Origin of the sequence: Arthrobacter sp. 135MFCol5.1 (assembly GCF_000374865.1) — a bacterium.
GTDB lineage: Bacteria > Actinomycetota > Actinomycetes > Actinomycetales > Micrococcaceae > Arthrobacter.
Genome location: NZ_KB895458.1, coordinates 1 through 25,687, shown reverse-complemented (window position 1 = coordinate 25,687; position 25,687 = coordinate 1). Strand labels below are relative to the sequence as shown.

Here is a 25,687-nt window from a genome sequence, read left to right as displayed (position 1 = left end):
TACCGAGCCGGACCGACATTTCATGACCCGTCGCCGCACCCTGTGTGGATAGCCGGTGAACGCAAGGCGTCCATACGGCGACACCCCTTTCAGGCGGATCCCGGCCGGACAGTACGCTGTTGAACATGAGTCTTTCCGAGCACCAGGCCGCGTCCCTTTCCCCCGAGACCGTCGTGGTCGCGGCCGGACGTCCGCCCCGGGAAAGGGACCAGCCGGTCAACCCGCCCATCACCTTGTCCTCCACCTACTTCGGCACCGGTCCGCTGGGCGACGGGGACCGGGGTTACGGCCGTTATTCGAACCCGACGTGGGATCCCTTCGAAGAGGCGCTGGGCCAGCTGGAAGGCTCCGCGCTGCCGGGCCTGCTGTACGCATCAGGGCTGGCGGCCGTCAGCTCGGCGTTGTCCCTGATCCCGGCCGGGGGAGTGCTGGTGATGCCGGACCACAGCTATTCGGGCTCGCTGGTCATGGCCTCCGAACTTGCCCAGAAGGGCTTCATAGAGCTCCGCACCGTGGACATCGCTGATACCGATGCTGTCAAAGCTGCCCTGGCGCCCACCGGTCCCGGGGCCCGGGCCGCGGCCATGCTCTGGCTGGAAAGTCCCACCAACCCGATGTTGGGGATCGCGGACATGGCGGCCGTCGCCGAGGCCGCCCACGCCGCAGGAGCCATCGTCGTCACGGACAACACCTTTTCCACCCCTTTGGTGCAGCAGCCCCTCCGGCTCGGGTCCGACGTCGTGCTCCACTCGGTGACCAAATACCTCGCCGGGCACTCCGACGTCGTCCTTGGGGCGCTGGTCACATCCAACCCGGACATCCGGTCCGCCTTGCTGCACCACCGCATCATCCACGGCGCCATCGCCGGACCTTTCGAAGCATGGCTGGCGCTGCGCGGACTGCGGACCCTTGCACTGCGGGTGGAGCGGTCCCAAAGCTCCGCGATGCTGCTGGCGGAGCGCCTCGCGGCCCACCCCGCCATTGAATCCGTCCGCTTCCCGGGCCTCCCGTCGGACCCCGGCCATGAGCGGGCCCAGGCCCAGATGAAGGGCTTCGGCTCCATCATCTGCGTGCAGGTGGCGCCGGCGGCCGGCCTGGGCGGTGCCGACGCTGCGGACAAGGTGGTGGAGGCCCTCGCATTATGGCTCCCCGCCACGTCACTGGGCGGCGTCGAGTCCCTGATCGAACGCCGTCGCAGGCACGCAGCAGAACCTGCCAGCGTGCCGGACAACCTGGTTCGCCTCAGCGTGGGGGTCGAGAACGTGGAGGATCTCTGGGCGGACCTGAAGCAGGCGCTGGACACGCTGGGCGGCTAGGCTGGGTTCGTGGACGGTGAACTGATTATTCGGCCTGTAGAACAGGCAGTGTTCTTTATCCTTGGCCTGGTGGCCCTGGGACTGGAATTGTGGGCGCTGGTGGACTGTGCCCGGCACCGCGCCAACGCGTTCGAGGCGACTGGCAAGCGGACCAAGGCCTTCTGGCTCGCGCTGACCGGCGGCGCCACACTGGTGGGCGTGATTTCGCTGTTCGGCGCCGGCGGCGGGATCGTCAGCACCCTTGGCCTGTTTGGGCTCGCCGCGGTCGTGGCCGCCTCCGTTTACCTCGCCGATGTCCGCCCCGCCGTGAAGGACGCCGGCCGCGGCGGCAGCCGCAACACGGGGCCCTACGGCCCCTGGTAGCCAGGTTCCACGGCGTCCCAGCCCACGGTTAGTTCGCCCAGCCGCCATCTGGCCGGGCCGTCCTGGACCGGCCACCCGGCGTCGCGCAGGCTCCGGCACATGCCCACCCAGCGCTGCCTGTTCCCGAACGAGGCAAGGGGGGCGCATTCCAGCCAGGCCCGGTCCAGCGCCAGCAGGAAGTCGTGGACCCGTTCACCGGGAATATTGCGGTGAATGAGGGCCTTCGGCAGGCGCTCGGCCACCTCCGAGGGCAGGTAGAAGCTGCCGAAGCGGACCGAAATGCTCAAGGACAGCGGCCGCTCCCGGTCAAGCGCAACCCACGTCACCCGGCGCCCCACTTCGTCGCACGTGCCGTCGATAAACAGGCCGCCCGGTGCCAGCCGGTCCTGCACCAGGCGCCAGATGCCCGGCACATCCGCTTCCTCGTACTGGCGCAGCACGTTGAAGGCCCGGACCAGGACAGGACGGCCGGGGACGGGAAGCTCGAAGCCGCCCACATGGAAGGTCAGTCCCGGACGCTGGAGCGGGATCGCCGCCTGCACGCGCCCGGGCTCGATTTCGATGCCGGACACGCGGACGTCCGCCCGCACTGTGGCAAGGCGCTCAAAGAGTTCGACGGCGGTGGCCGGGGTGGCGCCGTAGCCCAGGTCAACAACGAGGGGGTCGGCCGCGGACCGCAGCCGCCACGCCTGCGGTCCCGTCAGCCAGCGGTCCACCCGCCGCATCCGGTTGGGGTTGGTGGTTCCCCGGGTGACGTTGCCTACCGGCCGGCCCTGCCGGCCGGCAGATGTCCTGCCGGAAAGTTGTGGGGTATTCACCCGTTCAGCCTTTTGAACCACGGCCCCAACACTATCCCCGCGAGTGTGGAGGCGGGTCCAAAAGCCTGCCCGGCCATGTAACGCTGGGCGGCCGGCAACACTGCTCGGCTAGGATGAAAATCATGACTTACAAGCTGATTCTGCTGCGCCACGGCCACAGCGAATGGAACGCCAAGAACCTGTTCACCGGCTGGGTGGACGTTGACCTGAACGACCAGGGCCGCGCGGAAGCAGCGCGGGGCGGTGAGCTGCTGGTGGAGAACAACATCCTCCCGGATGTGCTGTACACCTCCCTGCTGAAGCGGGCCATCAACACCGCCAACATCGCGCTGGACAAAGCCGACCGCGGCTGGATCCCGGTCAAGCGTGACTGGCGCCTGAACGAACGCCATTACGGCGCGCTGCAGGGCAAGGACAAGGCCCAGACCCTGGCCGAATACGGTGAAGCGCAGTTCATGGAATGGCGCCGGTCCTACGACACTCCGCCGCCGCCCCTGGATGATGACTCCGAGTTCTCCCAGGCCCACGACCCCCGCTATGCCGGCCTCGGCGACGCCCTCCCGCGCACCGAGTGCCTCAAGGACGTCCTGGTACGCCTGCTGCCCTACTGGGAATCGGACATCAAGGAAGACCTTAAGGCAGGCAAGACCGTCCTGGTCACAGCCCACGGCAACTCGCTTCGTGCGCTGGTCAAGCACCTGGACGGCATCAGTGACGAGGCCATCGCCGGGCTGAACATCCCCACCGGCATTCCGCTGGTGTACGACCTCGACGATGACTTCAAGCCGGTCAAGCCCGGTGGAACCTACCTGGACCCAGAGGCCGCTGAGCAGGCCATCCTGGCCGTAGCCAACCAGGGCAAGAAGTAAGACTTCGCGGTTCTTCGCCGGGTGCTCGGTCGTTCCTCCCTTAGACGCACTCCGGCCGAAGAACGCGCTGCGTCAAATGTGAAACGACGACGGCGGGCTGGTCACCTGGGGTGACCAGCCCGCCGTCGTTATCCGCCTGGTTAGCTGTGTTCAGTCGCGTTGGGCTGCCACGCGCCGGTGACCAGGTAGGTCACTTTCTGGGCGACGGAGACGCCGTGGTCCGCGAACCGCTCGAAGTAGCGGCTGGCGAGGGCCACGTCCACGGTGGTCGCCGGCGACTCGGTCCACTCGGGTGAGGCGATGGCCTTGAAGACGCTCAGGTGCAGGTCATTGATGGCGGTGTTCGCCTTCAGGATGTCCCTGGCCACCTCGAGGTCGCGGCTCTCCAGCAGCACCGTCAATTTGTCGGCGATCTCCTGGTCCAGTTCGGCCATGCGGTTGAAGGTCCCGGTCATGGACTCCGGAATGACCGTGGACGGGTACCGGAGGCGGGCCAGCTGGGCGATGTGGCGCGCGAGGTCGCCCATCCGCTCCAGTGAGGCACTCATCCGAAGCGAGCCCACGATCATGCGCAGGTCGCTCGCCACGGGACCCTGCAGAGCCAGGATGTCGATGGCCCGCTCATCGAGGCTGTTCTGCAGGAAGTCGATGCGCGCGTCCGCCGCGATGACGTCCTGGGCGAGGTCCACGTCCGCGACCTGGAATGAAGTGGTGGCCTTGTCTATGGCTTCGCTGACCAGCCGGGAGATCTCCACCAGCTGGTCACCGACCTGGGTGAGCTCTTCCTGAAAAACCTTACGCACGTAGGCGTCCTTTCCTTGGAACTCCTGCCGGCCGCTCCAGGGCAGCAGGAATCGTGTCGCCATGGGGCGCTCTAACCATTAACTCTGTCATCGCCCGGTAAACGATTATGCCCATGGAGGTGAACGTTAGTTGAACCGTTCGCGGTAAGGGCTTCGAAGCGCCGGTGGCCTCCGGGCAAGAGCATAAAGTGGAGCTGTGGATCCTATGCTCATTGGTCTGGTTGCAGGCCTCGTCGGCCTGGCGCTTGGCACGTTCGGCGTGCTGGCGTTCCGGGTCAGCGAGAAGCAGCGCGAGCTGCTGGAGGTCGACGCCGGGGAACCTGCGCTGCCGGACGGGGCGGCGGAGGTGCTGGCCGTCGTCGGACGTGCCTTCGTGGTCCTGGACGACGTCGATGGCGTTGTCCGTGCCAGCCCGGCAGCCTACGCCTACGGCCTGGTCCTCGGCCATACCGTGGTCCACAAAGAACTCCTGGACATGACCGCGGGTGTGCGGCGCGATGGCGTCATCCTGGAGAAGCAGCTGGAGCTCCCGCGCGGACCGCTGGGGCAGGGGACCATCATCGTCCAGGTCCGGGCAGCCATGCTGGGTGAGGAATACATCCTGCTCCTGGCCGATGACCGGACCGAGATCACCCGCACGGAAGAGATCCGCAACGACTTCGTCGCCAACGTCTCGCATGAACTGAAGACGCCCGTCGGCGCCATCTCCCTGCTGGCCGAGGCCCTCGAGTCGTCCGCGGACGACGAAGAAGCGGTCCGCCGGTTCGCCAAGCGGATGCACAAGGAGTCAGCCCGCCTCGCCGCACTGGTCCAGGACATCATCGAGCTGTCCCGGCTGCAGGGCGCCAGCGTGACGCAGCAAGGCGGCCCCGTGGACATCAACGCGGTCATCGCCGAGGCCGTGGACCGGTCGCAGCTGCCCGCCGAGAGCAAGAACATCAGCATCGTGGTGGGCGGCCGCACCCAGGGCAAGGTCTTCGGCGACCAGGACCTTTTGGTCACCGCGCTGCGCAACCTCATCGACAACGCCATCCGCTATTCACCGGCCAACACCAGAGTGGGAATCGGCGTACGTTCCAGGGAGGGCCTGGTGTCCATCTCCGTGACCGACCAAGGGGACGGGCTCACGCCCGAGGACCAGGAACGCGTCTTCGAACGCTTCTACCGCGTCGATGCCGCCCGTTCGCGACAGACCGGCGGCACCGGCCTGGGCCTGAGCATCGTCAAGCATGTGGCCTCAAACCATGGCGGCGAGGTGACGCTCTGGTCCCAGCCGGGCCAAGGATCGACCTTCACGCTGCGGCTTCCCGAGATGGAAGGACAGGACAGCGACCGTCCGGTCCCTGACGCTCCGGCACCGTCGCCGGCGCGGCAGCCGGCCGGCCGGCCTGCACCCACCCAAGTACCCCGCGCCGCCGGCGCAACAGAACGAGGAGCTAGCGCTTGAGCAGGATTTTGATAGTGGAGGACGAGGAGTCGTTCAGCGATCCCTTGTCCTATTTGCTGGGCAAGGAAGGATTCGAGGTTGAGGTGGTGGACAACGGCCTCGACGCGATCACGGAATTCGACCGCAACGGCGCCGACCTTGTCCTGCTGGACCTGCAGCTGCCCGGCCTGTCCGGCACCGAGGTATGCCGCCAGCTCAGGCAACGTTCCAGCGTTCCAGTGATCATGCTGACGGCCAAGGACTCGGAGATCGACAAAGTCGTGGGCCTGGAGCTCGGCGCGGACGACTACGTCACCAAGCCCTATTCCTCCCGCGAACTGGTTGCCCGGGTCAGGGCGGTCCTGCGGCGCCAGGGCGAGCCGGAGGAACTGATTTCCTCAACGGTCCAGGCCGGCCCGGTCCGGATGGACATCGAACGCCACGTCGTGAGCGTGGACGGCGAGCAGGTCCTGCTGCCATTGAAGGAGTTTGAGCTCCTGGAGATGCTCCTGCGCAACTCCGGCCGGGTCCTCACCCGGGGGCAGCTGATTGACCGGGTCTGGGGGTCGGACTACGTCGGCGACACCAAGACCCTTGACGTCCACGTCAAACGCCTCCGCGGCAAGATCGAGCCAGATCCCTCCGCACCCCGGTTCCTGGTCACCGTGCGGGGCCTCGGTTACAAGTTCGAACCCTAGGCCCCGGGCAGCCAAGGCTGTCCAGGCCAGCGCAACAGCAAAGGGAGGGCCAACCGGCCCTCCCTTTGCTGTACGTCTCGGGCGCCCGCCTTGGCGGGCTCCCCGCTAGCGGCTGGTGGCGGTTGCCGTTGCGCTTGGCGTGGCGGTGGCCGTTGCGCTGGCGCCGGCGGACGACGACGGCGAAGCCGACGGGCTCGCGGTGGGCAGGTAGTCCTTGTATTCCTTCAATGTGGCATCCAGGACCGGCACCTTGACCGTGCTGGTGACGTTGGTGCCGTTCTCGCTGATCTTGACGTCCACCAGCGAACCCGGCTTTCCGCCGGTGGTGCTCAGGATGGCAGGGTCGGTGTTTTCGTTCAGCAGCGTGTACGAGTTCGCCTTCACCGGAACTTCGGTTTGTGAGCCCTTGGCGCCGTTGACCGTGAGCTTCACGTCCTTGGAAGAGGAGTTGTAGACCGCGCCGATCAGGCGGCCGGGTCCGTCTTCGCCGCTGGAAACGATGAGGATGTTCCGCAGCTGCAGCGGGCCGAGGTCTGCGCGGATGCCGTCCGAGGCGGAGTACTGGTGGCTGGTCTGCTGGGGCGTGATGTAACCGCAGCCCGCAGTCAGCAGGCTGACGCCAAGGGCAGCAGCCGTCAGTGCCAGTTTGCCGCGCTGGGCCCGGTTCATCGCAGTGGAACGCACGTCACGTACTCCTCGAGAAATTTGAAGTCTTTTGCAGCCATAGCCTATCCGCAAACGGGGTCAAACGAGGATTCGAGGCTGTCACATCGACTGTGGGAACGCTCACCTGATGCACTAATATCCTCATCCGTCAAGGGGGTTGAGGAGGTCGATTGGGCCGTTTTTCCGCGTATTTTCGCGGTTGGGAGCCCTTTCTCCGGCCGGTCATATGCCTGAATCGTGATAAACTGGTCTGCGGGAAAGGGGAAATGTCCACATGGTATTTGAGGTCGGCGAGACAGTAGTTTACCCTCACCACGGTGCTGCGAAGATTGAAGAAATCAAGATGCGCACCATCAAGGGCGAAGAGAAGATGTATCTCAAGCTCAAGGTGGCTCAGGGTGATCTGACCATTGAAGTTCCAGCAGAAAACGTGGACCTTGTTGGGGTTCGGGACGTAGTGGGCAAGGAAGGCCTGGAGCACGTGTTTGATGTGCTTCGTGCCGAGTTCACCGAAGAACCCACCAACTGGTCACGCAGGTACAAGGCAAATCTGGAGAAGCTTGCTTCCGGTGACGTCATCAAGGTGGCAGAGGTCGTTCGCGACCTGTGGCGCCGGGATCACGACCGGGGCCTTTCCGCAGGCGAAAAGCGAATGCTGGCCAAGGCCCGCCAAATTCTGATTTCAGAGTTGGCGCTGGCTGAAAAGACCGACGAGGAGAAGGCCGCAAGCGTTCTCGACGAGGTCCTGGCTTCCTAAGAATTTAGCCCCGGCAGCACCCACGTGCCGCCGGGGCTTCTTTTTGCCCGGAACCGGGCTGCGACCCGGGCACGGCGCAGCCGCCACGGCGTCGTAGGCTAGTCCGCATGAGTGAATCAACGCCCCTTGTCACGGGAGTCATCGTGGTGGCCGCCGGTTCCGGGCAGCGGCTCGGCTACGGGATGCCCAAGGCGGCTGTCCCCCTCGGAGGCGAACCGATCCTGATGCATGCCTTGCGGGGCATCGTCGCCTCCGGTGTTGCGAGCCAGGTCTGCGTGGTGCTGCCCGCAGGGGACGAAGGCCTGCGCCGTCTCTGCGGCAGTTTCCGGGACGAACTGGCCGACGGCGGCCCCCTCCTCACCCTTGTGGACGGCGGCGCCACCCGGGCTGACTCCGTCCGCGCCGGTATGGCTGCCCTGATGGACGGCACGGAAGCGGTCCTGGTCCACGATGCCGCCAGGGCGCTGACGCCCGAGTCCGTCTTCCACCGCGTAACGGAAGCCCTTGCCGCCGGCGCTGCCGCCGTCATTCCCGTTCTCCCCGTCGTGGACACCATCAAGACCGTTGCAGCCACGTCCGGGGGGGACAGCGTTTTCGCGCCGGAGGTGGTCACGGGAACGGCCCGCCGCGAGGAACTGCGGGCCGTTCAGACACCCCAAGGATTCACCCTCGACACGCTGGTGCAGGCGCACCGGTCCGCCGAGGGCCTGGACCGGCGGGAGTCGGCGGCCGTCACCGATGACGCCATGCTCGTGGAGATGCTGGGGACGCCGGTCTACGCTGTCCGCGGCTCAACCCAGTCGCTGAAGATCACCACGCCGCTTGACCTGATCTTCGCCGAAGGGCTCCTTGAGGGTCCCCTTGGCGCCCGGTGGGTGGAAGGGTGAGCGCGGACATGATCCTGCCGCGGACCGGTGTGGGTATCGACGTCCATGCATACGCCGCCCACGGCAAGGACCGCCCGTTGTGGCTCGGCGGACTCTTCTGGCCCGGCGAACGCGGCCTGGCCGGCCATTCTGACGGCGACCCGGTGGCCCACGCCGCAGCGGATGCGCTGTTCTCCGCCGCCGGCATCGGCGACCTTGGCACCCACTTCGGCACCGACCGCCCGGAATTCGCCGGTGCGTCGGGTGTGACGCTGCTCGCCGAAGCGGCGCGGATCGTCCGGGCTGCGGGTTTCGAGATCGGCAATATCGCCGTCCAGTTCGTGGCCAACCGGCCGAAGTTCGGTCCCCGCCGGGAAGAAGCTCAGCACGTCCTCTCAGAGGCCGCCGGTGCACCGGTGAGCGTCACTGCCACCACCAGCGACGGCCTGGGATTCACCGGCCGTGGCGAGGGCATCTCCGCGGTGGCTACCGCCTTGGTCTACCCACGGACCAGCGGCACCATCGGCTAGTCTGGAGCGGTGACCCTGCGCTTCTATGACACCGCCTCCGCCGAAGTCCGGAACTTCACCCCGATCGTTGAGGGCAAGGTCAGCCTCTATTACTGCGGGGCCACGGTGCAGGGAATGCCCCACGTGGGGCACATCCGTTCCGCCATCGCCTTCGACCAGCTGACCCGCTGGCTGCAATACCGGGGCCTTCGCGTCACTGTGGTCCGCAACGTCACGGACATTGACGACAAGATCCTCGCCAAATCCGAGGCATCATTCGCGCCGGACTTCATCCCCGAGCCGGGAGAAGTGCCGCGGGAGGAGTGGTGGGCGCTGGCATACCGTTACGAGCGGGAATTCCTGGCGGCCTACGACACCCTCGGCGTCTCCCGCCCCACGTACGAGCCCCGGGCCACCGGGCACATCCCCGAGATGCACGCCCTGATCCAACAGCTCATCGACCGCGGCCACGCCTACCCCGCGCTGGACGAATCAGGCGACGTGTACTTTGACGTCCGTTCCTGGGGCAACTACGGGGCACTCACCCGGCAAAACATCGACGACATGCAGGCAGCGCCCGACGCCGATCCCCGCGGGAAGAAGGATCCCCGCGACTTTGCGTTGTGGAAGGGTTCCAAAGAAGGCGAGCCGGCCACCGCCAGCTGGGCCTCGCCGTGGGGTGCGGGGCGTCCGGGCTGGCACCTGGAATGCTCCGCCATGGTCACCAAGTACTTGGGAACTGCCTTCGACATCCACGGCGGCGGACTGGACCTGCGTTTCCCACACCACGAAAACGAGATGGCCCAGTCGCAGGCTGCGGGACATGGCTTCGCCAACTTCTGGATGCACAACGGCATGGTGACCTACCAGGGCGAAAAGATGTCCAAATCCGTTGGGAACACCATCAGCCCCACCGAAATGCTGGAACTCGCTTCCCCCCGGGTTGTCCGCTACTACCTGGGCCAGGCCCACTACCGCTCCGTCCTGGACTACCGGCCCACGTCCCTCCAGGAAGCCGCTGCCGCCGTCGAACGCATCGACGGGTTCCTGGCGAAGGCCGTGGCGCGCTTCGGCGCCGATTTCGGGTTTGTGGCCGGCGGCTCCGCTGACCCGGCTGAGGCACTGGACGCGTTTTCAACTGCGATGGACGACGACCTGAATGTTCCCCGTGCCCTGGCGGCGCTGCACGAGGCCGTGCGGGCCGGGAACACGGCCCTGGCGGACGGGGACGACGACGCTGCCCGGAAAGCGATGTACGCCGTCGTCACCATGACCGACGTCCTGGGCCTCAACGCCGTCGCCGGTTCCGGGCAGGCGGGCAGCCGGGAGGCCGACGCCTTGGGCGTCCTGGTGGAGGCGCAGCTGGCGGCCCGTGCCGCTGCCCGTGCCGCCAAGGACTGGGCTGCTTCCGACGCCATCCGGGACACCCTCAACCAGGCCGGCGTCGTGGTGGAAGACGGCCCGGACGGTGCCACCTGGAGCCTCAAGCGGGACTGATCAGCCACTGCCCCTGAGCACGCCCGCAGCCCCCGCGCGTCGATTTTTCTTCGGTCAGTAGACTGGTAGGCAGACTCAGTCAGCACAATCAAGGGTGGAACATCATGGCCAACAATGGTCGCCGATCGGTTAAAACGAAGAAGGGCCCAACCATCGGAACCGGTGGCCATGGCCGCAAGGCCCTCGAAGGCAAGGGCCCGACGCCCAAGGCCGAGGACCGTCCGTACCACAAGGCGCACAAGGCCAAGCAACTGGCCGAACGGTCCGCAGCCAAGCGCAGCCCGGGTGCACGAAGCGCCGGTGCCGCCAAGTCAGGCCCCAAGGGACGCGCCACCGAAGAAGTGGTCACCGGCCGCAACTCCGTGGTCGAAGCGCTCCGCGCGGGCATCCCGGCAAAGGCCCTGCACGTGGCCATCCGCATCGAGATGGACGACCGCGTCAAGGAGTCCCTGAAGCTCGCCGCCGAACGCGGCATCCCGCTGCTCGAAACCGGCAAGCCCGAACTGGACCGGATGACCGACGACGCCGTCCACCAGGGCCTGGTGCTCCAGATTCCGCCCTACGAGTACCAGGACGCGTACGAACTGGCCGAGGAGACGGTGGAGAAGTGGAAGAAGGGGCACGTCAGCAACGCGCCGCTCTTCGTCGCCCTTGACGGCATCACCGACCCCCGGAACCTCGGAGCGATCATCCGTTCCGTCTCCGCGTTCAGCGGCCACGGCGTCATTGTTCCGGAGCGCCGCTCCGTCGGTGTCACGGCCTCGGCCTGGAAGACCAGCGCCGGCGCGGCGGTCCGCGTCCCCGTTGCCCGCGCCTCCAACCTGAACAACGCCCTGAAGCAGTTCAAGGGCATGGGCATCTTCGTGCTGGGGCTCGACGGCGACGGCGACGTCTCGCTGCCCGACCTCACTTTGGCCACCGAGCCGGTGTGCATCGTGGTGGGCTCGGAAGGCAAGGGCCTGAGCCGCCTGGTCCGGGAGAACTGCGACCAGATTGTCTCCATCCCGATCGACTCCGCCATGGAGTCCTTGAACGCCTCCATGGCCGTGGGCATCTCGCTGTACGAGGTCTCCCGCCAGCGCGCGGCGGGGTAGTGGCCCACCGCCCCCGGTGCGGGGGCACGATTGCCTTGCAGTGCCGGGGTGACGGGGCAGGTCAACCGCCCCGGGCGGCTATCATTTAGGTGATGGTCATGCCGCTTTTCGACACCGCATCCACCATGGACGCCTCCTCGGCTGTTCCCCTCGGTGTCAGTGTCCCGCGCGTTGATTCCGGCGGTACACGCCACCACGCCGGCGGCCGCGCCAATGTTGCCTGTTTCGCGCCAGCCGTGCCCAGCCTGGACATCGTGTACTGCCCCCCGGGCGGCCAGTGGCGGTCCCGGACCCTGCCGAACGTGGCGCGCGGCGTCCATCACGGCATCGTCGAGGACCTGCCCTTTGGTTCGCGGTACGGGTTCCGCCCGTCCTCAGACCGCCGGCCCCTGCCGCCGCACGCCTCCGCCTCGGGAAACGGGGACGACGCCGGCAACCCGCCGTTGCTGCTGGACCCGTACGGCCGGGGGGTGGACGAGCAGGACGGACTGCTGGCCAGCGTCCGGACCGCACCCGATTTCGATTGGGGATCGGACGAGCGTCCGGCCCTGCCGTGGCGCAACACAATTCTCTATGAAGCCCATGTCAAGGGCCAGAGCAAGCTCCACCCCGACGTGCCTGAGGACCTACGGGGCACCTACGCCGGCATGGGCCACCCAGCCGTGGTGGAGCACCTCACCGGCCTGGGCATCACTGCCGTGCAGCTCCTGCCTGTGCACTTCCACCTCGACGAGCTGCACCTGCAGGACCTGGGGCTCACCAATTACTGGGGCTACAACACCGCCGCGTTTTTCGCCCTGCACCCCGGCTACGCCACCCGTGCCGCCCGGGAAGCGGGCCCGCAGGCTGTCCAGGACGAGTTCAAGGGCATGGTCAAGGCCCTGCACGCCGCCGGACTCGAAGTCATCCTCGACGTCGTCTACAACCACACAGCGGAGGGAACCCAGGACGGTCCGGTCATCAGCTTCCGCGGACTGGGGGAGCAGGCGTACTACCGGATGGACAGCCACGGAAAGTACGTGGACACCACCGGGTGCGGCAACACCTTGAATTTCGGCGAACCGCATGTGGTCCAACTGGCGGTCGATTCACTGCGGTACTGGGTGGACGAGTTCCACGTTGACGGTTTCCGGTTCGACCTTGCCGTCACCCTCTGCCGGAACGCCGGGAACGAGTTCGACCCCAACCACCCGTTCCTCACCGCCATCGCCGCGGATCCCGTCCTCTCCGGCGTCAAACTGATTGCCGAGCCGTGGGACATTGGCTACGGCGGCTGGCAAACCGGGCGGTTCCCGCCAGGCTGGGTGGACTGGAACGACCACTTCCGGGACGCCGTCCGGACGTTCTGGCTGGCGGACCGGGCAGCCATGGATGCGGGCGGCCACGGCGGAACCATGGCCAAACTCGCCGATTCGCTCTCCGGTTCGGCCGGCCTCTTCCAGGCATCCGGCCGCTCACGGCTGGCATCCGTGAATTTCGTTACCGCCCACGACGGCTTCACCATGAACGACCTCGTCTCCTTCGACAGGAAGCACAACGAGGACAACGGTGAAGAGAACAGGGACGGGCACGGCGACAACCGCAGCTACAACCACGGCGTGGAGGGGCCCACCGAGAACGGCCTGATCCTGGCCAGGCGCGCGCAGTCCCGGCGCAACCTGATGGCGTCACTGATGGTCTCGCTCGGAGTCCCCATGATCACTGCCGGTGACGAGCTGGCCCGGACGCAACTGGGCAACAACAACGCCTACTGCCAGGACAACGCCATGACCTGGCTTGACTGGACCTTGACCCCGGAGGCGCACGAAATGCTGCGCAGCACCAAGCGCTACATCCGGCTGCGCAAGGAATTCCTGGCCGCCCAGCCCCATGATTTCCCCGTCCGGGACGAGCAGTCCTACCTTTACTGGTTCGACCAATTCGGGCAGCCGATGTCCGCTGAACGCTGGAACGATCCGCACCACCGGGTCCTGCAACTCCTGCTGGGCGATGACGGCGGCGCCCTCGCCGGGCTGGTGGTGGTGAACGGCGGTGCCACGGATGTACAAATCACGTTGCCGGACCTCGGGCGGGCGGCGCCGAGCCTTTTCGAGCTGCGCCTGACCACATCGCCGCTCCATGAGCAGCGGCAGGGCATCCGGGTTGCCTCGGGCGAGACCGATGTTGCCGAGGCCAACTCCATCAGCATCTACCGAACCTAGACCCAGTACAACCGGCCGGCAGGTACACCCCAATGCGTAACCGCTCCATGCTTCCCTTGCTCCTTACCGCCCTGGTGGTGCTGGCGCTGGTGGCATTCGGCGGGGCCGGGCTGTTGGGCGGCCAAGGGGAAGGCACGACGCCGGGCGCGGCCTCTGGAGCGAGTACGGCTCCCGGCGGCCCGGGGACGCCGGCGCCGGGAAAGAGCGCGGCGCCACACCGGGGAGCCAACCCGTCCAGCCTGCCGGAAATCCGGGAGTCCGCGCTCCCGGTGGAAGGACGCCGCGTCCTGGCGCTGATCCGGACCGGCGGCCCGTACCAGTTCAGCCAGGACGACCAGGTGTTCGGCAACTTTGAGCGCGTCCTGCCTGCACGGGACCGGGGTTACTACCGCGAGTACACGGTTCGAACCCCCGGCGAACCGGACCGGGGCGCGCGCCGGATCGTGGCAGGCAACGGCGGGGAGAAGTATTACACCGGAGACCACTACGCGACATTCAAGTACATAGCGGAAGGCAGCTAGCGCACCCATGAAAATTCTTTCCGGCGACACCTGGACCCTCGAAGAGCTGGAGGCGCAGGTAGCGGACGCCGGGCGCCGCAGCCTTGTGGTCCCGCCGGCCGACAGCAAACGCGCCGTCCTGGAAACCTTCGGCGAGGTCCTGGACTTTCCTGAGCACTACGGTGTGAACCTGGATGCGCTGAACGATTCGCTGCACGACTTCGCGGACAACATCACGGACAACGGCAATCCGCCGGTGACCGTCCTGTGGCAGGTTGCGGCCCCGTTCCGCGCTGACCGGTCGTTCGGGATCATCTGCGAGATCCTGCAGGACGCAGAACGGTACGCGGGCAAGGACCTGGCCGTCACGGCTGTCCTGCTCTGAGGCTCCTGGCTCCAAGCCGAGGGCTTCGCAAGCACCTGGTGTCCGGCCGGCCGGGGCAGGCCGGACACCAGGTCAGGCGTTGACGATCAGGCCGAGCTCCGCTTTCGAGGCCAGCGCCTCGTGCCGGGGCAGCACCCGGACCGTGTAGCCGAACGGTCCGGAGCGGTCGATCAGCAGTGAGCCGCTGAACAGGTGGCGGCCGCTGCCCAGGTCTTCCTTCACCTGCAGTTCCATCATGGTGATGTCCGCCAGGGTGTCATTCTCCTCAGCCCTTCCGTAGGCCACCTCGACGCAGACATCTTCCGGAGTCAGTGCGTTCAACGCCACGTACGCATTGACCTGAAGGGTGTCGCCGATCTGCGGATCCTCCGAAACGCCCACCGAATCAACATGCTCCACGTGGACCTGCGGCCAGGTGCCGCGAACCTTGGCAGACCAGGATGCCAGCGCCCGGGCCTGCGCATATGAATTCGCGGTGGCGCTGCGCCCGGCGTCAGCCGCCGGGCGGTAAAGGATGTTGACGTAGTCCCGGAGCATCCGCTCGGCGGAGACCGCGGGTCCCAGGTGCGAGAGCGTGTGCTTGATCATGGATACCCAGTGCGTGGGAACTGTCTCGCTCCGGGTCGTGGAGGGGCCAGCCGCCCCCGCACCATCGGACACCGTGCTCCCGTAAAAGCGCGGCGCCACCTGGGTTTCCAGCAGTTCGTACAGGGCGGCGGCCTCGATGTCGTCCCGCTCCTCCGGGGATGCGTCGTTGTTGGCCGTCGGAATTGCCCAGCCGTTCTCGCCGTCGTACATCTCGTCCCACCAGCCGTCCAGGACGGACAGGTTCAGCGACCCGTTCAGGGCGGCCTTCATGCCCGATGTACCGCAGGCCTCCAACGGCCGAAGCGGGTTGTTCAGCCACACATCGCAGCCAGGGAACAGCGTCCTGGCCATCGCGATGTCGTAGTTGGGCAGGAACGCGATGCGGTGCCGGACCTCGGGGTCGTCAGTGAACCGCACCAGGTCCTGGATCATCTTCTTGCCGGCGTCATCGGCAGGGTGGGACTTTCCGGCGATGACCAACTGGATGGGGTGGTCCTTGTGCAGCAGGAGTGCCTTGAGCCGCGCAGGTTCCCGTAGCATCAGGGTCAGGCGTTTGTACGTGGGCACGCGGCGGGCAAACCCGATGGTGAGTATGTCCGGGTCCAGGACGTTGTCCGTCCAGCCCAGTTCGGCGTCGGCCGCGCCGCGCTTCTTCCACGCAGCACGGAGCCTGCGGCGCACATCCTCCACCAGTGCCGCCCGCATTTCGCGGCGAAGCGCCCATACGTCGGCGTCGCTGACGTTGTAGGCCAGGTCCCATTTGCCCAGTGCTTCCGCTTCGCTGCCGAACTGGTCCCTTGCCAGCTTGGAGATCCGGCTGTCCACCCACGTGGGGACGTGGACGCCGTTGGTGACGGAGGTGATGGGGACCTCCGAGTGGTCGAATCCCGGCCACAGGGCGGAGAACATCCCGCGGGACACTTCGCCGTGCAGTTTGGCCACGCCATTGGCGCGCTGGGCAAGGCGGAGGCCCATGACGGCCATATTGAAGACGGCGGGGTTTCCGTCGGCGTAGTTTTCGCGGCCCAGTTCCAGGATCCTGTCCAGCGGGACAGCGGGTGCCAGGCCGGCCTGGAAGAAGTGGCTGATTTGGGCGATCTCGAACCTGTCAATGCCCGCCGGGACCGGGGTGTGGGTGGTGAACACCGTGGAGGCGCGGCCGGCGGCCAACGCCTCGTCGAATGTCAGGGCCTGTTCCCCTGACATCAGTTCCTGGATGCGTTCAATGCCCAGGAATCCTGCGTGTCCCTCGTTGGTGTGGAACACCTCCGGGGCGGGGGACCCTGTCAGTTTCTGGAATGCGCGCAGGGCCTTGACACCGCCCATGCCCAGCAGCAGCTCCTGCTGCAGCCGGTGGTCACCGCCACCGCCGTACAGCCGGTCGGTGATGCTCCGCGCGGCGTCGTCGTTGCCGGGCACGTTGGAGTCCAGCAGGAGCAGCGGGACGCGGCCGACGTCGGCACGCCAGATATGTGCCAGGAGCCGGCGTCCGTTGGGCAGCGGGAGCGCTACCTCCACGGCCTTTCCGTTGCCGTCCGGGGATGGCTCGCGGAGCAGTGTGAGGGGCAGGCCGTCGGGGTCCAGGACAGGGTAGGTCTCCTGCTGCCAGGCGTCCCGGGACAGTGACTGCTTGAAGTAGCCGGCCTGGTAGAGCAGGCCCACACCCACCAGGGGAACGCCCAGATCCGAGGCCGCCTTGAGGTGGTCGCCGGCCAGGATGCCCAGGCCGCCCGAGTACTGGGGGAGGACCTCGGTGATGCCGAATTCGGGCGAGAAGTAGGCAATGGCGGCGGGTGCCTCCGGGCCCAGGCCCTGGTACCAGCGCGGCTCCTCGAGATACCGGTCAAGGTCCACTTCGGCCGCGCGGACCCGGTCCACGACGGACTGGTCCGCGGCGAGCCGCTGGAACTCCTCCCGGCTGACCATGCCCAGGAAGCCGATGGGGTCCTGCCCGCTTTCCTCCCACAGGCGCGGGTTCAGCCCGGCGAAGAGCTCGCGCGTGGGGCGGTGCCAGGACCACCGCAGGTTGCTGGCCAACCGGGCCAGCGGCCGGATGGGCTCGGGGAGGACTGTACGGACCGTAAACCTGCGGATTGCCTTCACCTGCGCCACACTAACCGACAACCTGCTGGGCCGGAACAAGCTTTGGGTTTCTTTTGGGTAAATGACAGGGGCGTGAAGAAATTGGGCGGCGGCGCGATGGATTTTAGGGAGCAGCCTTAGCAATCCTGGGCATTTCTCGCTAACGTCGAGCCTGTGACGACTAACTCAGGAACCAGTGCCGCATCCACCAAAATGCCCCAGCGCCGCATCACCGAGGGTCTGCGGTTCGGGCGTTTTCCCATCACCAATGTGCAGCCCGTCGTCGACGGCGGAAGGGTCCCCGCCAAAGCCCTCCCCGGCGAGGCCATCGTTGTGGGCGCCACCGCCTTCCGGGAAGGCCATGACCAACTTGGTGTCAGCGCCGTCCTCCTGGACCCCACGGGTGCAGAGCGGCAGCGGGTCCGGCTTTCCCCGCCCCGCGGGGAACGCGGAATGGGGACCGACCGTTGGGAGGGCGTCCTCACGCCGTCGGAAACCGGCGACTGGTCCTTCGTCATCGAAGCCTGGCACGACCGCTACGGCACCTGGCACCACAACGCCGAGGTGAAGATCGACGCCGGCATCGACGTCGAGCTCATGCTTGCCGAAGGTGCCAAGCTGCTCGGTGAAGCCTCCGCGGAAGACTTCCGGGACGAGGTGGACCAGGCGGCCCTCCGGCATGCCTCGGAGGTCCTGGCTGACCAGTCCCGCAGCACCGAGGAACGCCTCGCGGCCGGGTTCGGCCAGGAAATCGCGGACATCGTTGCCCGCCAGCCCATCCGCGAACTGGTGACCGTCTCGGAGAAGTTCCCCCTCCTGGTGGAGCGGGACCGGGCAGGCCGGGGCGCTTGGTACGAGTTCTTCCCGCGGTCCGAAGGCGCTGTCAAGGACCACAACACCGGCGTCTGGACCTCAGGAAACTTCCGGACGGCAGCCCGCCGCCTCGACGCCGTCGCGGCCATGGGCTTCGACGTCCTCTACATGCCCCCGATCCACCCCATCGGCGTCCAGCACCGCAAGGGGCCCAACAACACCCTCGTGGCCGGCCCGCATGATCCGGGTTCGCCCTGGGCCATCGGCGCCAAGGAGGGCGGCCACGACGCCATCCACCCCGATCTCGGTTCCTTCGAGGACTTTGACGCCTTCGTGGCCCGCGCCAACGAACTGGGCCTGGAAGTTGCGCTGGACCTGGCCCTGCAGGCGGCCCCCGACCACCCCTGGGTGCAGACGAACCCCGAATGGTTCACCACCAGGGTGGACGGCAGCATCGCCTACGCGGAAAATCCGCCGAAGAAGTACCAGGACATTTATCCGCTGAATTTCGACAATGACCCGGAAGGTCTTGCCCGCGAAATTCTCCGCATTGTGCTGCTGTGGGTCAGCCACGGGGTAAAGATTTTCCGGGTGGATAACCCGCACACCAAACCGGTGTGGTTCTGGGAATGGCTTATCGCCGAGGTGAATAAGGCCGTCCCCGGCGTCGTATTCCTCGCCGAGGCATTCACCCGGCCCGCCATGATGCACGCCCTGGGCCGGGCAGGCTTCCAGCAGTCCTACACCTACTTCACCTGGCGCAACACCAAGAAGGAGATCGAGGCGTACTTCGACGAAGTCAGCCACGAATCCCCGGCGTTCTTCCGCCCCAACTTCTTCGTCAACACCCCTGACATCCTCACCGAATACCTCCAGTACGGCGGGCCCGCGGCATTCCGGATCAGGGCGGTGCTTGCCTCCACCGGAAGCCCGCTGTGGGGCGTCTACGCCGGCTACGAACTCTACGAGCACGTTGCCCGGCCCGGCGCCGAGGAATACATCGACAACGAAAAGTTCGAGTACAAGGCGCGCGACTGGGAAGCCGCCGCGGAGTCCGGGCGCTCGCTGGCACCGTACATCACGCGGCTTAACCACATCCGGCGGGACCACCCGGCCCTCTTGGACCTGCAGAACCTGACGGTCCACCAGAGCACCGACGAATCCACGGTGGTCTACTCCAAGCACAAGACCCTCCCCGACGGGACCAAGGACACCATCATTGTCGTGGTGAACGTGGACCCCCACGTCACCAAGGAATGCAGCGTCGTCCTGGACCTGGCAGCCCTGGAACTGGACCCGCAGGACCGCACCGCAGGCGGTGGCTTCTACGTGGACGACCTGATCTCCGGCCAAAGCTGGGAGTGGGGCGAGTACAACTACGTGCGGCTCGACCCGCACGTGGAACCGGCCCACATCCTGAGCGTGAGGAGAATGCATTCGTGAGTTTCAATCCGCAAAGTTCCGGCCACTTCACCCCAAAAAGCACGTTCGAGCTAAATGCGCCCGGCCTTCAGCATGACCCCCTGTGGTACCGCAAGGCCGTGTTCTACGAGGTACTGGTCCGGGCCTTTGCGGATGCCAACGGCGATGGGTCCGGGGATTTCTCCGGACTCATCGACCGGCTGGACTACCTGCAGTGGCTGGGCGTCGACTGCCTTTGGCTGCCCCCGTTCTTCCAGTCACCGCTGCGCGACGGCGGCTACGACATCTCGGACTACAACTCCGTGCTGGACGAATTCGGCACCATCAGCGACTTCAAGCGGCTCGTGGCGGAAGCCCATGCCCGTGGCGTCCGGGTCATCATCGACCTGCCGCTGAACCACACCTCCGACCAGCATCCCTGGTTCCAGGAATCCCGGAAAGACCCCGACGGCCCCTTCGGCGACTTCTATGTCTGGAGCGACACGGACGAGAAGTACCAGGACGCACGCATCATCTTCGTCGACACGGAGGAATCGAACTGGACGTTCGATCCCATCAGGCGGCAGTTCTTCTGGCACAGGTTTTTCAGCCACCAGCCGGACCTGAACTTCGAAAACCCCAAGGTGATCGAGGCCGTGTTCGACGTCGTCAGGTTCTGGCTGGACCAGGGAATCGACGGGTTCCGTGCGGACGCCATCCCCTACCTCTTCGAGGAAGAGGGCACCAACTGCGAGAACCTGCCCGCCACCCACGAGTTCCTCCGCAGCCTGCGGGCCATGGTGGACGAAAGCTACCCCGGCCGGGTGATCATCGCCGAGGCAAACCAGCCGCCCAATGAGGTGGTGGAGTACTTCGGGACAGAGGAGGAACCCGAATGCCACATGGCGTTCCACTTCCCGATCATGCCCCGCCTGTACTACGCCCTCAGGGACCAGAAGGCCGCGCCCATCATCGAAACCATGCGAGACACACCGGACATCCCCGACGGTGCCCAGTGGGGGACCTTCCTGCGCAACCACGATGAGCTGACCCTGGAGATGGTCACCGCTGACGAGCGCGCGGCCATGCTGGGCTGGTACGCGCCGGACCCCCGGATGCGTGCCAACATCGGCATCCGGCGCCGGTTGGCGCCGCTGCTCGACAATTCGCGGGCCGAGATCGAGCTGATCAACGCGCTCCTGCTCTCACTTCCGGGGAGCCCGTTCCTCTACTACGGCGACGAGATAGGGATGGGGGACAACATCTGGCTCGAGGACAGGGACGCCGTCCGGACCCCCATGCAATGGAACCCGGACCGGAACGCGGGGTTCTCGCACGCCGATCCCGGCAAGCTGTACCTGCCGCCCATCCAGTCGCTGGTGTACAACTACGGCATGGCCAACGTCGAAGCCGAGGCCGCCCACTCCGGGTCGCTGTTGCGCTGGACACGGCAGATCCTCAGCGTCCGCAAGAACCACCCCGCGTTCGGCCTTGGCGGGTTCAAACACGTGCAAGCAGACCACGACGCCGTCCTGGCGTACCTGCGCGAGCTGCCGGCCAACAACCCGGCCGGGGCCCCGGCCGAAACAATTTTGTGCGCCTTCAACCTTTCCCAGCATCCTGTGGCCGCCACACTGGCCGTTCCCGAGTACGCGGGGAGGGGGCTGCGCGATGTTTTCGGCGGCCAACCCTTCCCGGGCATCGGTGATGACGGAAGCCTCACGTTGACCATCGGAAGCCATGACTTCTTCTGGCTGCGGATGCGGACGGCGGGGTCGAACCCGTCTTCGCCCTACACCCAGGCCATGCCCATCCTGTCGATAGAGAACTGAGATGAAACAGCCAATCCTCACTCCCGCCCTGACCGCGCTGCTCAAGGAATGGCTGCCGCAGCAGCGTTGGTTCCCCATCAAGACTCCCGACTTCGCCATGTCCCAAGTGGGCAGCCTGGGCCTGGCGGACCCCACCGGCCACGCAGCTTTGGCCGTGTTCCTCCTCAGTGCCAGCACGGACGGGCCCGACGGCGGCCGCCGCACCACCGTGGTCCAGGTGCCGTTGAGCTTCCGCCCGGCACCGGCCGGTGGCATGGAACGGGCGCTCGTGGGCGAAGCGGCAGGAACCGACCCCTCCCGCCCTTGGGTCTACGACGCCGTGCACGATCCCGATTTCGTCGGCGCCTGGCTGGAACTCATCCGGCAGGAGGACAAGGCTGCAAGCGGGACCGCCACCGGACACCGCGTGGCCGGCCCATACCGGCTTCCCACCGCCAAAGGGGTGGTGAAAGTGCTGTCCGGAGAGCAGTCCAACAGTTCAGTCATTGTGGACGATGGCGAATCGGCGGCGATGGTGAAATTTTTCCGGGTGCTGTCTGACGGGACAAACCCGGAGATCGAAGTCGGGGCGGCGCTGACCACCGCCGGTACGCCCGAAGTGCCTGCAACCCTTGGCTGGGTCCGCGGAGAGTGGCTTGGGCAGGGCAAGCCCGTCCAGGGCGAGCTTGCGGTAGCCCACGAATTCCTGGCCGGCGGCCGTGATGCCTGGCGGCTGGCAGTGGACGCTGCACGCCAGGGTGCCGACTTCACGGCGGAGGCACGGGCCCTCGGTGCCGCCACGGCCAACGTGCACCGGCGGCTGGCGGAGGCTCTGGGGCAATCAGTGGAGCCCGGCGCCGGCAAGGGCATCGGACCCGCCGTAGCCCACCGCGTCCGCAGCGCCTGGGCGGAAGCCCGTGCCGCCGTCGGCCCCTATGACGCCGCTTTGGATGCCCTCCTGGCCGGCCTTGACGGGGCGCCCACGGGCCCCCTGCAGCGCATCCACGGCGACCTCCACCTGGGCCAAATCCTGCAGGTCGCAGGGCAACCCGGTGGACATTCCCGGTGGGCCATCCTCGATTTCGAGGGCGAACCGCTGCGTCCCATCGCCGAACGGAACGTCCCCGACGTGCCCCTTCGCGACGTCGTGGGAATGTTGCGGTCGTTCGACTACGCGGCCGGCGCCGCCCAACGCGAGCAGGAAGGCGCCCAGGTCCCGGACACCTGGGTGGAGGACTGCGCTGACGCGTTCCTGGAAGGGTACGGGGCCGTCATTCCCGGCACGGTGGACCGGACCTCGCCCTTGTTTGTGGCATTGTGGCTGGACAAGGCGCTGTACGAAGTTGTTTATGAAATGCGTAACAGGCCCGACTGGCTGGCGATCCCCGTGAATGCCTCCAGACGGCTCCTGAGCGGTAATGGCACCGGCGATCAGGCCGGCGCAGCATCGGAAGGTAACGAAATGACAGGCTCAGCACAAACTGACCGCCCGGGGGTGCCGCTGCACGTGGACGAAGGCACCTTGGGCAAGATCGCGAACGGTGAACACCACGCGCCCCATTCCGTCCTTGGCGCGCACCTGGACGACTACGGTCACGTCACCGTCCGGACCGTCAAGCACCTGGCCGAAGCAGTCACCGTCGTCACCCAGGCCGGCGAAGTTCCCATGGAACACGAGGCCCACGGCGTGTGGGTTGCCGTGCTGGAACCCGTGCAGCAGGGTCATGTCCCCGACTACCGGCTCTCGGTCACGTACCCGGGCAAAGAGCCGCTGACGGTTGATGAGCCGTACCGCTACCTGCCCACCGTAGGAGAAGTGGACCTCCACCTCATCGGCGAGGGCCGGCACGAGAAACTCTGGGAAGTCCTCGGCGCCCACGTCCGGCACTACAAGTCTTCGCTGGGGGACGTCAACGGTGTTTCCTTTGCCGTGTGGGCTCCCAACGCACAGGCCGTCCGCGTCAAGGGTGATTTCAACGCCTGGGACGGACGCGAAAACTCGCTCCGCTCGCTGGGGTCATCCGGGGTGTGGGAAGTCTTCATCCCGGGTGTGGCAGCGGGCGCCTGCTACAAATTCGAAATCCTGACCCGCGGCGGATACTGGGTCGAAAAGGCCGACCCCCTGGCGTTCGGCACCGAAGTTCCCCCGCTCACGGCCTCCCGGGTGGTGGAGCCGTCCTACGCTTTCAAGGACGACGAGTGGATGGAAGCACGCGCCCAGCGCGATCCGCACAACTCGGCCATGAGCGTGTACGAAGTGCACCTGGGCTCCTGGCGGCTGGGACTTGGCTACCGGGAACTGGCCAAGGAACTGGTGGAGTACGTCAAATGGCTGGGGTTCACCCACGTGGAGTTCATGCCGGTGGCGGAACACCCGTTTGGCGGCTCCTGGGGCTACCAGGTCACGTCCTACTTCGCGCCGACGTCCCGGTTCGGCCACCCCGACGAGTTCCGCTACCTGGTGGACACGCTTCACCAGGCCGGCATCGGCGTACTGCTGGACTGGGTCCCGGCCCACTTCCCCAAGGACGCCTGGGCGCTGGCACGTTTCGACGGCGAGCCCCTCTACGAGCACTCTGATCCGGCCCTCGGCGAGCACCCGGACTGGGGGACCCTGATCTTTGACTTCGGCCGCACCGAGGTCCGGAACTTCCTGGTGGCGAACGCGCTCTACTGGCTGGACGAGTTCCACATAGATGGCCTGCGCGTGGATGCGGTGGCGTCAATGCTGTACCTCGACTACTCCAGGAAGGAAGGCGAGTGGCGGCCCAACCGCTTCGGCGGCCGGGAAAACCTGGAAGCGATCTCCTTCCTGCAGGAAGTCAACGCCACCGTCTACAAGACACATCCTGGCGCCGTCATGATCGCCGAAGAGTCGACCGCATTTCCGGGGGTGACTGCACCCACGAGCCACGGCGGCCTCGGCTTCGGCCTGAAGTGGAACATGGGGTGGATGCACGACTCGCTCAAGTACATCTCGGAGGACCCCTACAACCGCAGGTGGCACCACGGCACGGTGACGTTTTCCCTGGTGTATGCGTTCACGGAGAACTTCCTGCTGCCCATCAGCCACGACGAAGTGGTCCACGGCAAAGGTTCCATGCTCCGCAAGATGCCGGGCGACCGCTGGCAGCAGCTGGCAAACCTTCGCGCGTTCTTTGCCTACCAGTGGGCGCACCCCGGCAAGCAGCTCATCTTCATGGGTACGGAATTCGGGCAGGAAGCAGAATGGTCCGAACAGCACGGACTGGACTGGTGGCTGGCAGACATTCCGGCGCACAAGGGACTGCAGCTGCTGACCAAGGACCTCAACGAGTTGTACAAGTCAACGCCGGCGCTCTACACCCAGGACAACGTCGCGGCCGGGTTCCAGTGGATCAACGGGGGAGACGCCGACCGTAATGTCCTCTCGTTCATCAGGTGGGGCACCGACGGCGAACCGATCGTCTGCGCCATCAATTTCTCCGGCGGCCCGCATGTCGGCTACACCTTGGGCGTGCCATCGGCCGGCGCCTGGACTGAGGTCCTCAACACCGACCACACCACCTACGGCGGCTCCGGCGTCCTCAACAGTGGTGCGCTGACAGCCACCGCCGAAGGGCAGGACGGGCAACCGGCCACCCTGACGGTGACGTTGCCTCCGCTGGGCGCGTCCTACTTCAGGCCGGGAGCGCCCACCTCGGCCTGATCGCCCAAGGACACTCCGCAGTGAGTTAGAAGGGCCTGGAATCCGGCAGGATTCCGGGCCCTTCTCGTTGGCGAACCCGGCCGGTCGAGGACGGCCCAGGCAGCCGCTCCACGCCGACTGGCGATCCCGAATAAGTGGTGGTAGAGTTTATTTCCGCGCTGCTCCACGGAGTCAGGCGGACAACCGATCCCCCAAGCTTACGCTGAGGAAAATCGCGGACGCCGATTTGACACGCTGGAAGTCAGCCGGTAAGTTTGGAAAGTTGCTCCGGAGCGATCTGCGACTGGTTTTTGGTTGTGGTGGTGCCGGGTGTGTCTGTTGTTTGAGAACTCAATAGTGTGCCAAGTTTGTTGATACCAATTGTTTTATGGATTGGTTGTTTTGGCTGGATCCGCCACCCCGTGGTGTGGTCTGGTTTTTACAGCTGGTTTCAAATTTTGTGCAGCCGGGTGTGGTGTTATTTCCACCTGCTTGGTTGTGTCTGTTTTACTTCAACGGAGAGTTTGATCCTGGCTCAGGATGAACGCTGGCGGCGT

General features: G+C 66.2%; 21 protein-coding genes. 17 read left to right on the top strand and 4 right to left on the bottom strand.

The genetic code is table 11. The features are described from left to right. Positions 1 to 125: 125 nt before the first annotated feature. On the top strand, positions 126 to 1,316 hold the full coding sequence (locus C563_RS0112075) for a trans-sulfuration enzyme family protein (RefSeq protein WP_018762319.1): 1,191 nt from the start codon (positions 126 to 128) through the stop codon (positions 1,314 to 1,316). A 9-nt stretch (positions 1,317 to 1,325) separates the two neighbouring features. Then, entirely contained in the window at positions 1,326 to 1,679 is a 354-nt protein-coding gene (locus tag C563_RS0112070; protein ID WP_018762318.1) for a DUF2516 family protein, read from the top strand. On the opposite strand, the gene C563_RS0112065 is transcribed toward C563_RS0112070, so the two are convergent. Beyond that, the gene (locus C563_RS0112065) at positions 1,664 to 2,518 is read right to left on the bottom strand and encodes a class I SAM-dependent methyltransferase (RefSeq protein WP_026264740.1); all 855 of its coding nucleotides are present in this window, start codon (positions 2,516 to 2,518) and stop codon (positions 1,664 to 1,666) included. The two genes, C563_RS0112070 and C563_RS0112065, sit on opposite strands and share 16 nt — an antisense overlap. 101 nt (positions 2,519 to 2,619) lie before the next feature. Between C563_RS0112065 and C563_RS0112060 the strand changes: the two genes are divergently transcribed. Then, positions 2,620 to 3,366 carry a phosphoglyceromutase gene (locus C563_RS0112060; RefSeq protein ID WP_018762316.1) on the top strand — a complete coding sequence of 249 codons (747 nt, stop codon included), beginning with the start codon at positions 2,620 to 2,622 and terminating at the stop codon, positions 3,364 to 3,366. Between the two features lie 140 nt (positions 3,367 to 3,506). Here C563_RS0112060 and phoU read toward each other — a convergent pair whose 3' ends face one another. After that, positions 3,507 to 4,169, bottom strand: coding sequence for a phosphate signaling complex protein PhoU (gene phoU / locus C563_RS0112055; RefSeq protein WP_026264739.1), 663 nt, complete (start codon positions 4,167 to 4,169; stop codon positions 3,507 to 3,509). Between the two features lie 205 nt (positions 4,170 to 4,374). On the opposite strand from phoU, the gene C563_RS0112050 reads away from it, so the two are divergent. Then, a complete protein-coding gene (locus tag C563_RS0112050; protein WP_018762314.1) occupies positions 4,375 to 5,616 on the top strand; it encodes a sensor histidine kinase in 1,242 nt (413 codons plus the stop codon). Beyond that, positions 5,613 to 6,293: a response regulator transcription factor gene (locus C563_RS0112045; protein ID WP_026264738.1), complete on the top strand. Its 681-nt coding sequence runs from the start codon at positions 5,613 to 5,615 to the stop codon at positions 6,291 to 6,293. Before C563_RS0112050 ends, C563_RS0112045 begins: the two co-directional genes overlap by 4 nt. A gap of 105 nt (positions 6,294 to 6,398) precedes the next feature. Here the strand turns inward: C563_RS0112045 and C563_RS0112040 are convergent, their stop codons facing one another. Beyond that, positions 6,399 to 6,962: a hypothetical protein gene (locus C563_RS0112040; RefSeq protein ID WP_018762312.1), complete on the bottom strand. Its 564-nt coding sequence runs from the start codon at positions 6,960 to 6,962 to the stop codon at positions 6,399 to 6,401. Between the two features lie 271 nt (positions 6,963 to 7,233). Here C563_RS0112040 and C563_RS0112035 point away from each other — a divergent pair, with 271 nt between their 5' ends. From C563_RS0112035 to C563_RS0112000, 8 genes are all read left to right on the top strand, one after another. Further along, a complete protein-coding gene (locus tag C563_RS0112035) occupies positions 7,234 to 7,716 on the top strand; it encodes a CarD family transcriptional regulator (RefSeq protein WP_011690592.1) in 483 nt (160 codons plus the stop codon). A 107-nt stretch (positions 7,717 to 7,823) separates the two neighbouring features. Further along, a complete protein-coding gene (gene ispD / locus C563_RS0112030; protein ID WP_018762310.1) occupies positions 7,824 to 8,603 on the top strand; it encodes a 2-C-methyl-D-erythritol 4-phosphate cytidylyltransferase in 780 nt (259 codons plus the stop codon). 8 nt (positions 8,604 to 8,611) lie between these two features. Beyond that, positions 8,612 to 9,112, top strand: a complete 501-nt coding sequence (gene ispF / locus C563_RS0112025) for a 2-C-methyl-D-erythritol 2,4-cyclodiphosphate synthase (RefSeq protein ID WP_026264734.1) — start codon at positions 8,612 to 8,614, stop codon at positions 9,110 to 9,112. Positions 9,113 to 9,121: 9 nt separating this feature from the next. Then, positions 9,122 to 10,588: a cysteine--tRNA ligase gene (gene cysS, locus C563_RS0112020; RefSeq protein WP_018762308.1), complete on the top strand. Its 1,467-nt coding sequence runs from the start codon at positions 9,122 to 9,124 to the stop codon at positions 10,586 to 10,588. A 104-nt stretch (positions 10,589 to 10,692) separates the two neighbouring features. Then, positions 10,693 to 11,682, top strand: coding sequence for a 23S rRNA (guanosine(2251)-2'-O)-methyltransferase RlmB (rlmB, locus tag C563_RS0112015; RefSeq protein WP_018762307.1), 990 nt, complete (start codon positions 10,693 to 10,695; stop codon positions 11,680 to 11,682). Between the two features lie 92 nt (positions 11,683 to 11,774). After that, positions 11,775 to 13,883, top strand: coding sequence for a glycogen debranching protein GlgX (glgX, locus tag C563_RS0112010; RefSeq protein WP_026264732.1), 2,109 nt, complete (start codon positions 11,775 to 11,777; stop codon positions 13,881 to 13,883). Between the two features lie 32 nt (positions 13,884 to 13,915). Further along, on the top strand, positions 13,916 to 14,404 hold the full coding sequence (locus C563_RS0112005) for a ribonuclease domain-containing protein (protein ID WP_018762305.1): 489 nt from the start codon (positions 13,916 to 13,918) through the stop codon (positions 14,402 to 14,404). A gap of 7 nt (positions 14,405 to 14,411) precedes the next feature. Beyond that, positions 14,412 to 14,768 (top strand): barstar family protein, encoded by a 357-nt coding sequence (locus C563_RS0112000; RefSeq protein WP_018762304.1) that lies wholly within the window; start codon positions 14,412 to 14,414, stop codon positions 14,766 to 14,768. Positions 14,769 to 14,840: 72 nt separating this feature from the next. On the opposite strand, the gene glgP is transcribed toward C563_RS0112000, so the two are convergent. Beyond that, a complete protein-coding gene (gene glgP, locus C563_RS0111995) occupies positions 14,841 to 17,459 on the bottom strand; it encodes an alpha-glucan family phosphorylase (protein WP_196803336.1) in 2,619 nt (872 codons plus the stop codon). 192 nt (positions 17,460 to 17,651) lie between these two features. On the opposite strand from glgP, the gene C563_RS0111990 reads away from it, so the two are divergent. The 4 genes from C563_RS0111990 to C563_RS22780 form a co-directional block, all read left to right on the top strand. After that, positions 17,652 to 19,694 carry an alpha-1,4-glucan--maltose-1-phosphate maltosyltransferase gene (locus tag C563_RS0111990; protein WP_018762302.1) on the top strand — a complete coding sequence of 681 codons (2,043 nt, stop codon included), beginning with the start codon at positions 17,652 to 17,654 and terminating at the stop codon, positions 19,692 to 19,694. Beyond that, positions 19,691 to 21,484 (top strand): maltose alpha-D-glucosyltransferase, encoded by a 1,794-nt coding sequence (treS, locus tag C563_RS0111985; protein ID WP_018762301.1) that lies wholly within the window; start codon positions 19,691 to 19,693, stop codon positions 21,482 to 21,484. The genes C563_RS0111990 and treS overlap by 4 nt, the downstream gene beginning before the upstream one ends. Position 21,485: 1 nt before the next feature. After that, on the top strand, positions 21,486 to 25,151 hold the full coding sequence (locus tag C563_RS0111980; RefSeq protein ID WP_018762300.1) for a 1,4-alpha-glucan branching enzyme: 3,666 nt from the start codon (positions 21,486 to 21,488) through the stop codon (positions 25,149 to 25,151). 347 nt (positions 25,152 to 25,498) lie between these two features. After that, on the top strand, positions 25,499 to 25,687 hold a 189-nt coding region (locus C563_RS22780), incomplete at its 3' end, for a hypothetical protein (RefSeq protein WP_231369884.1).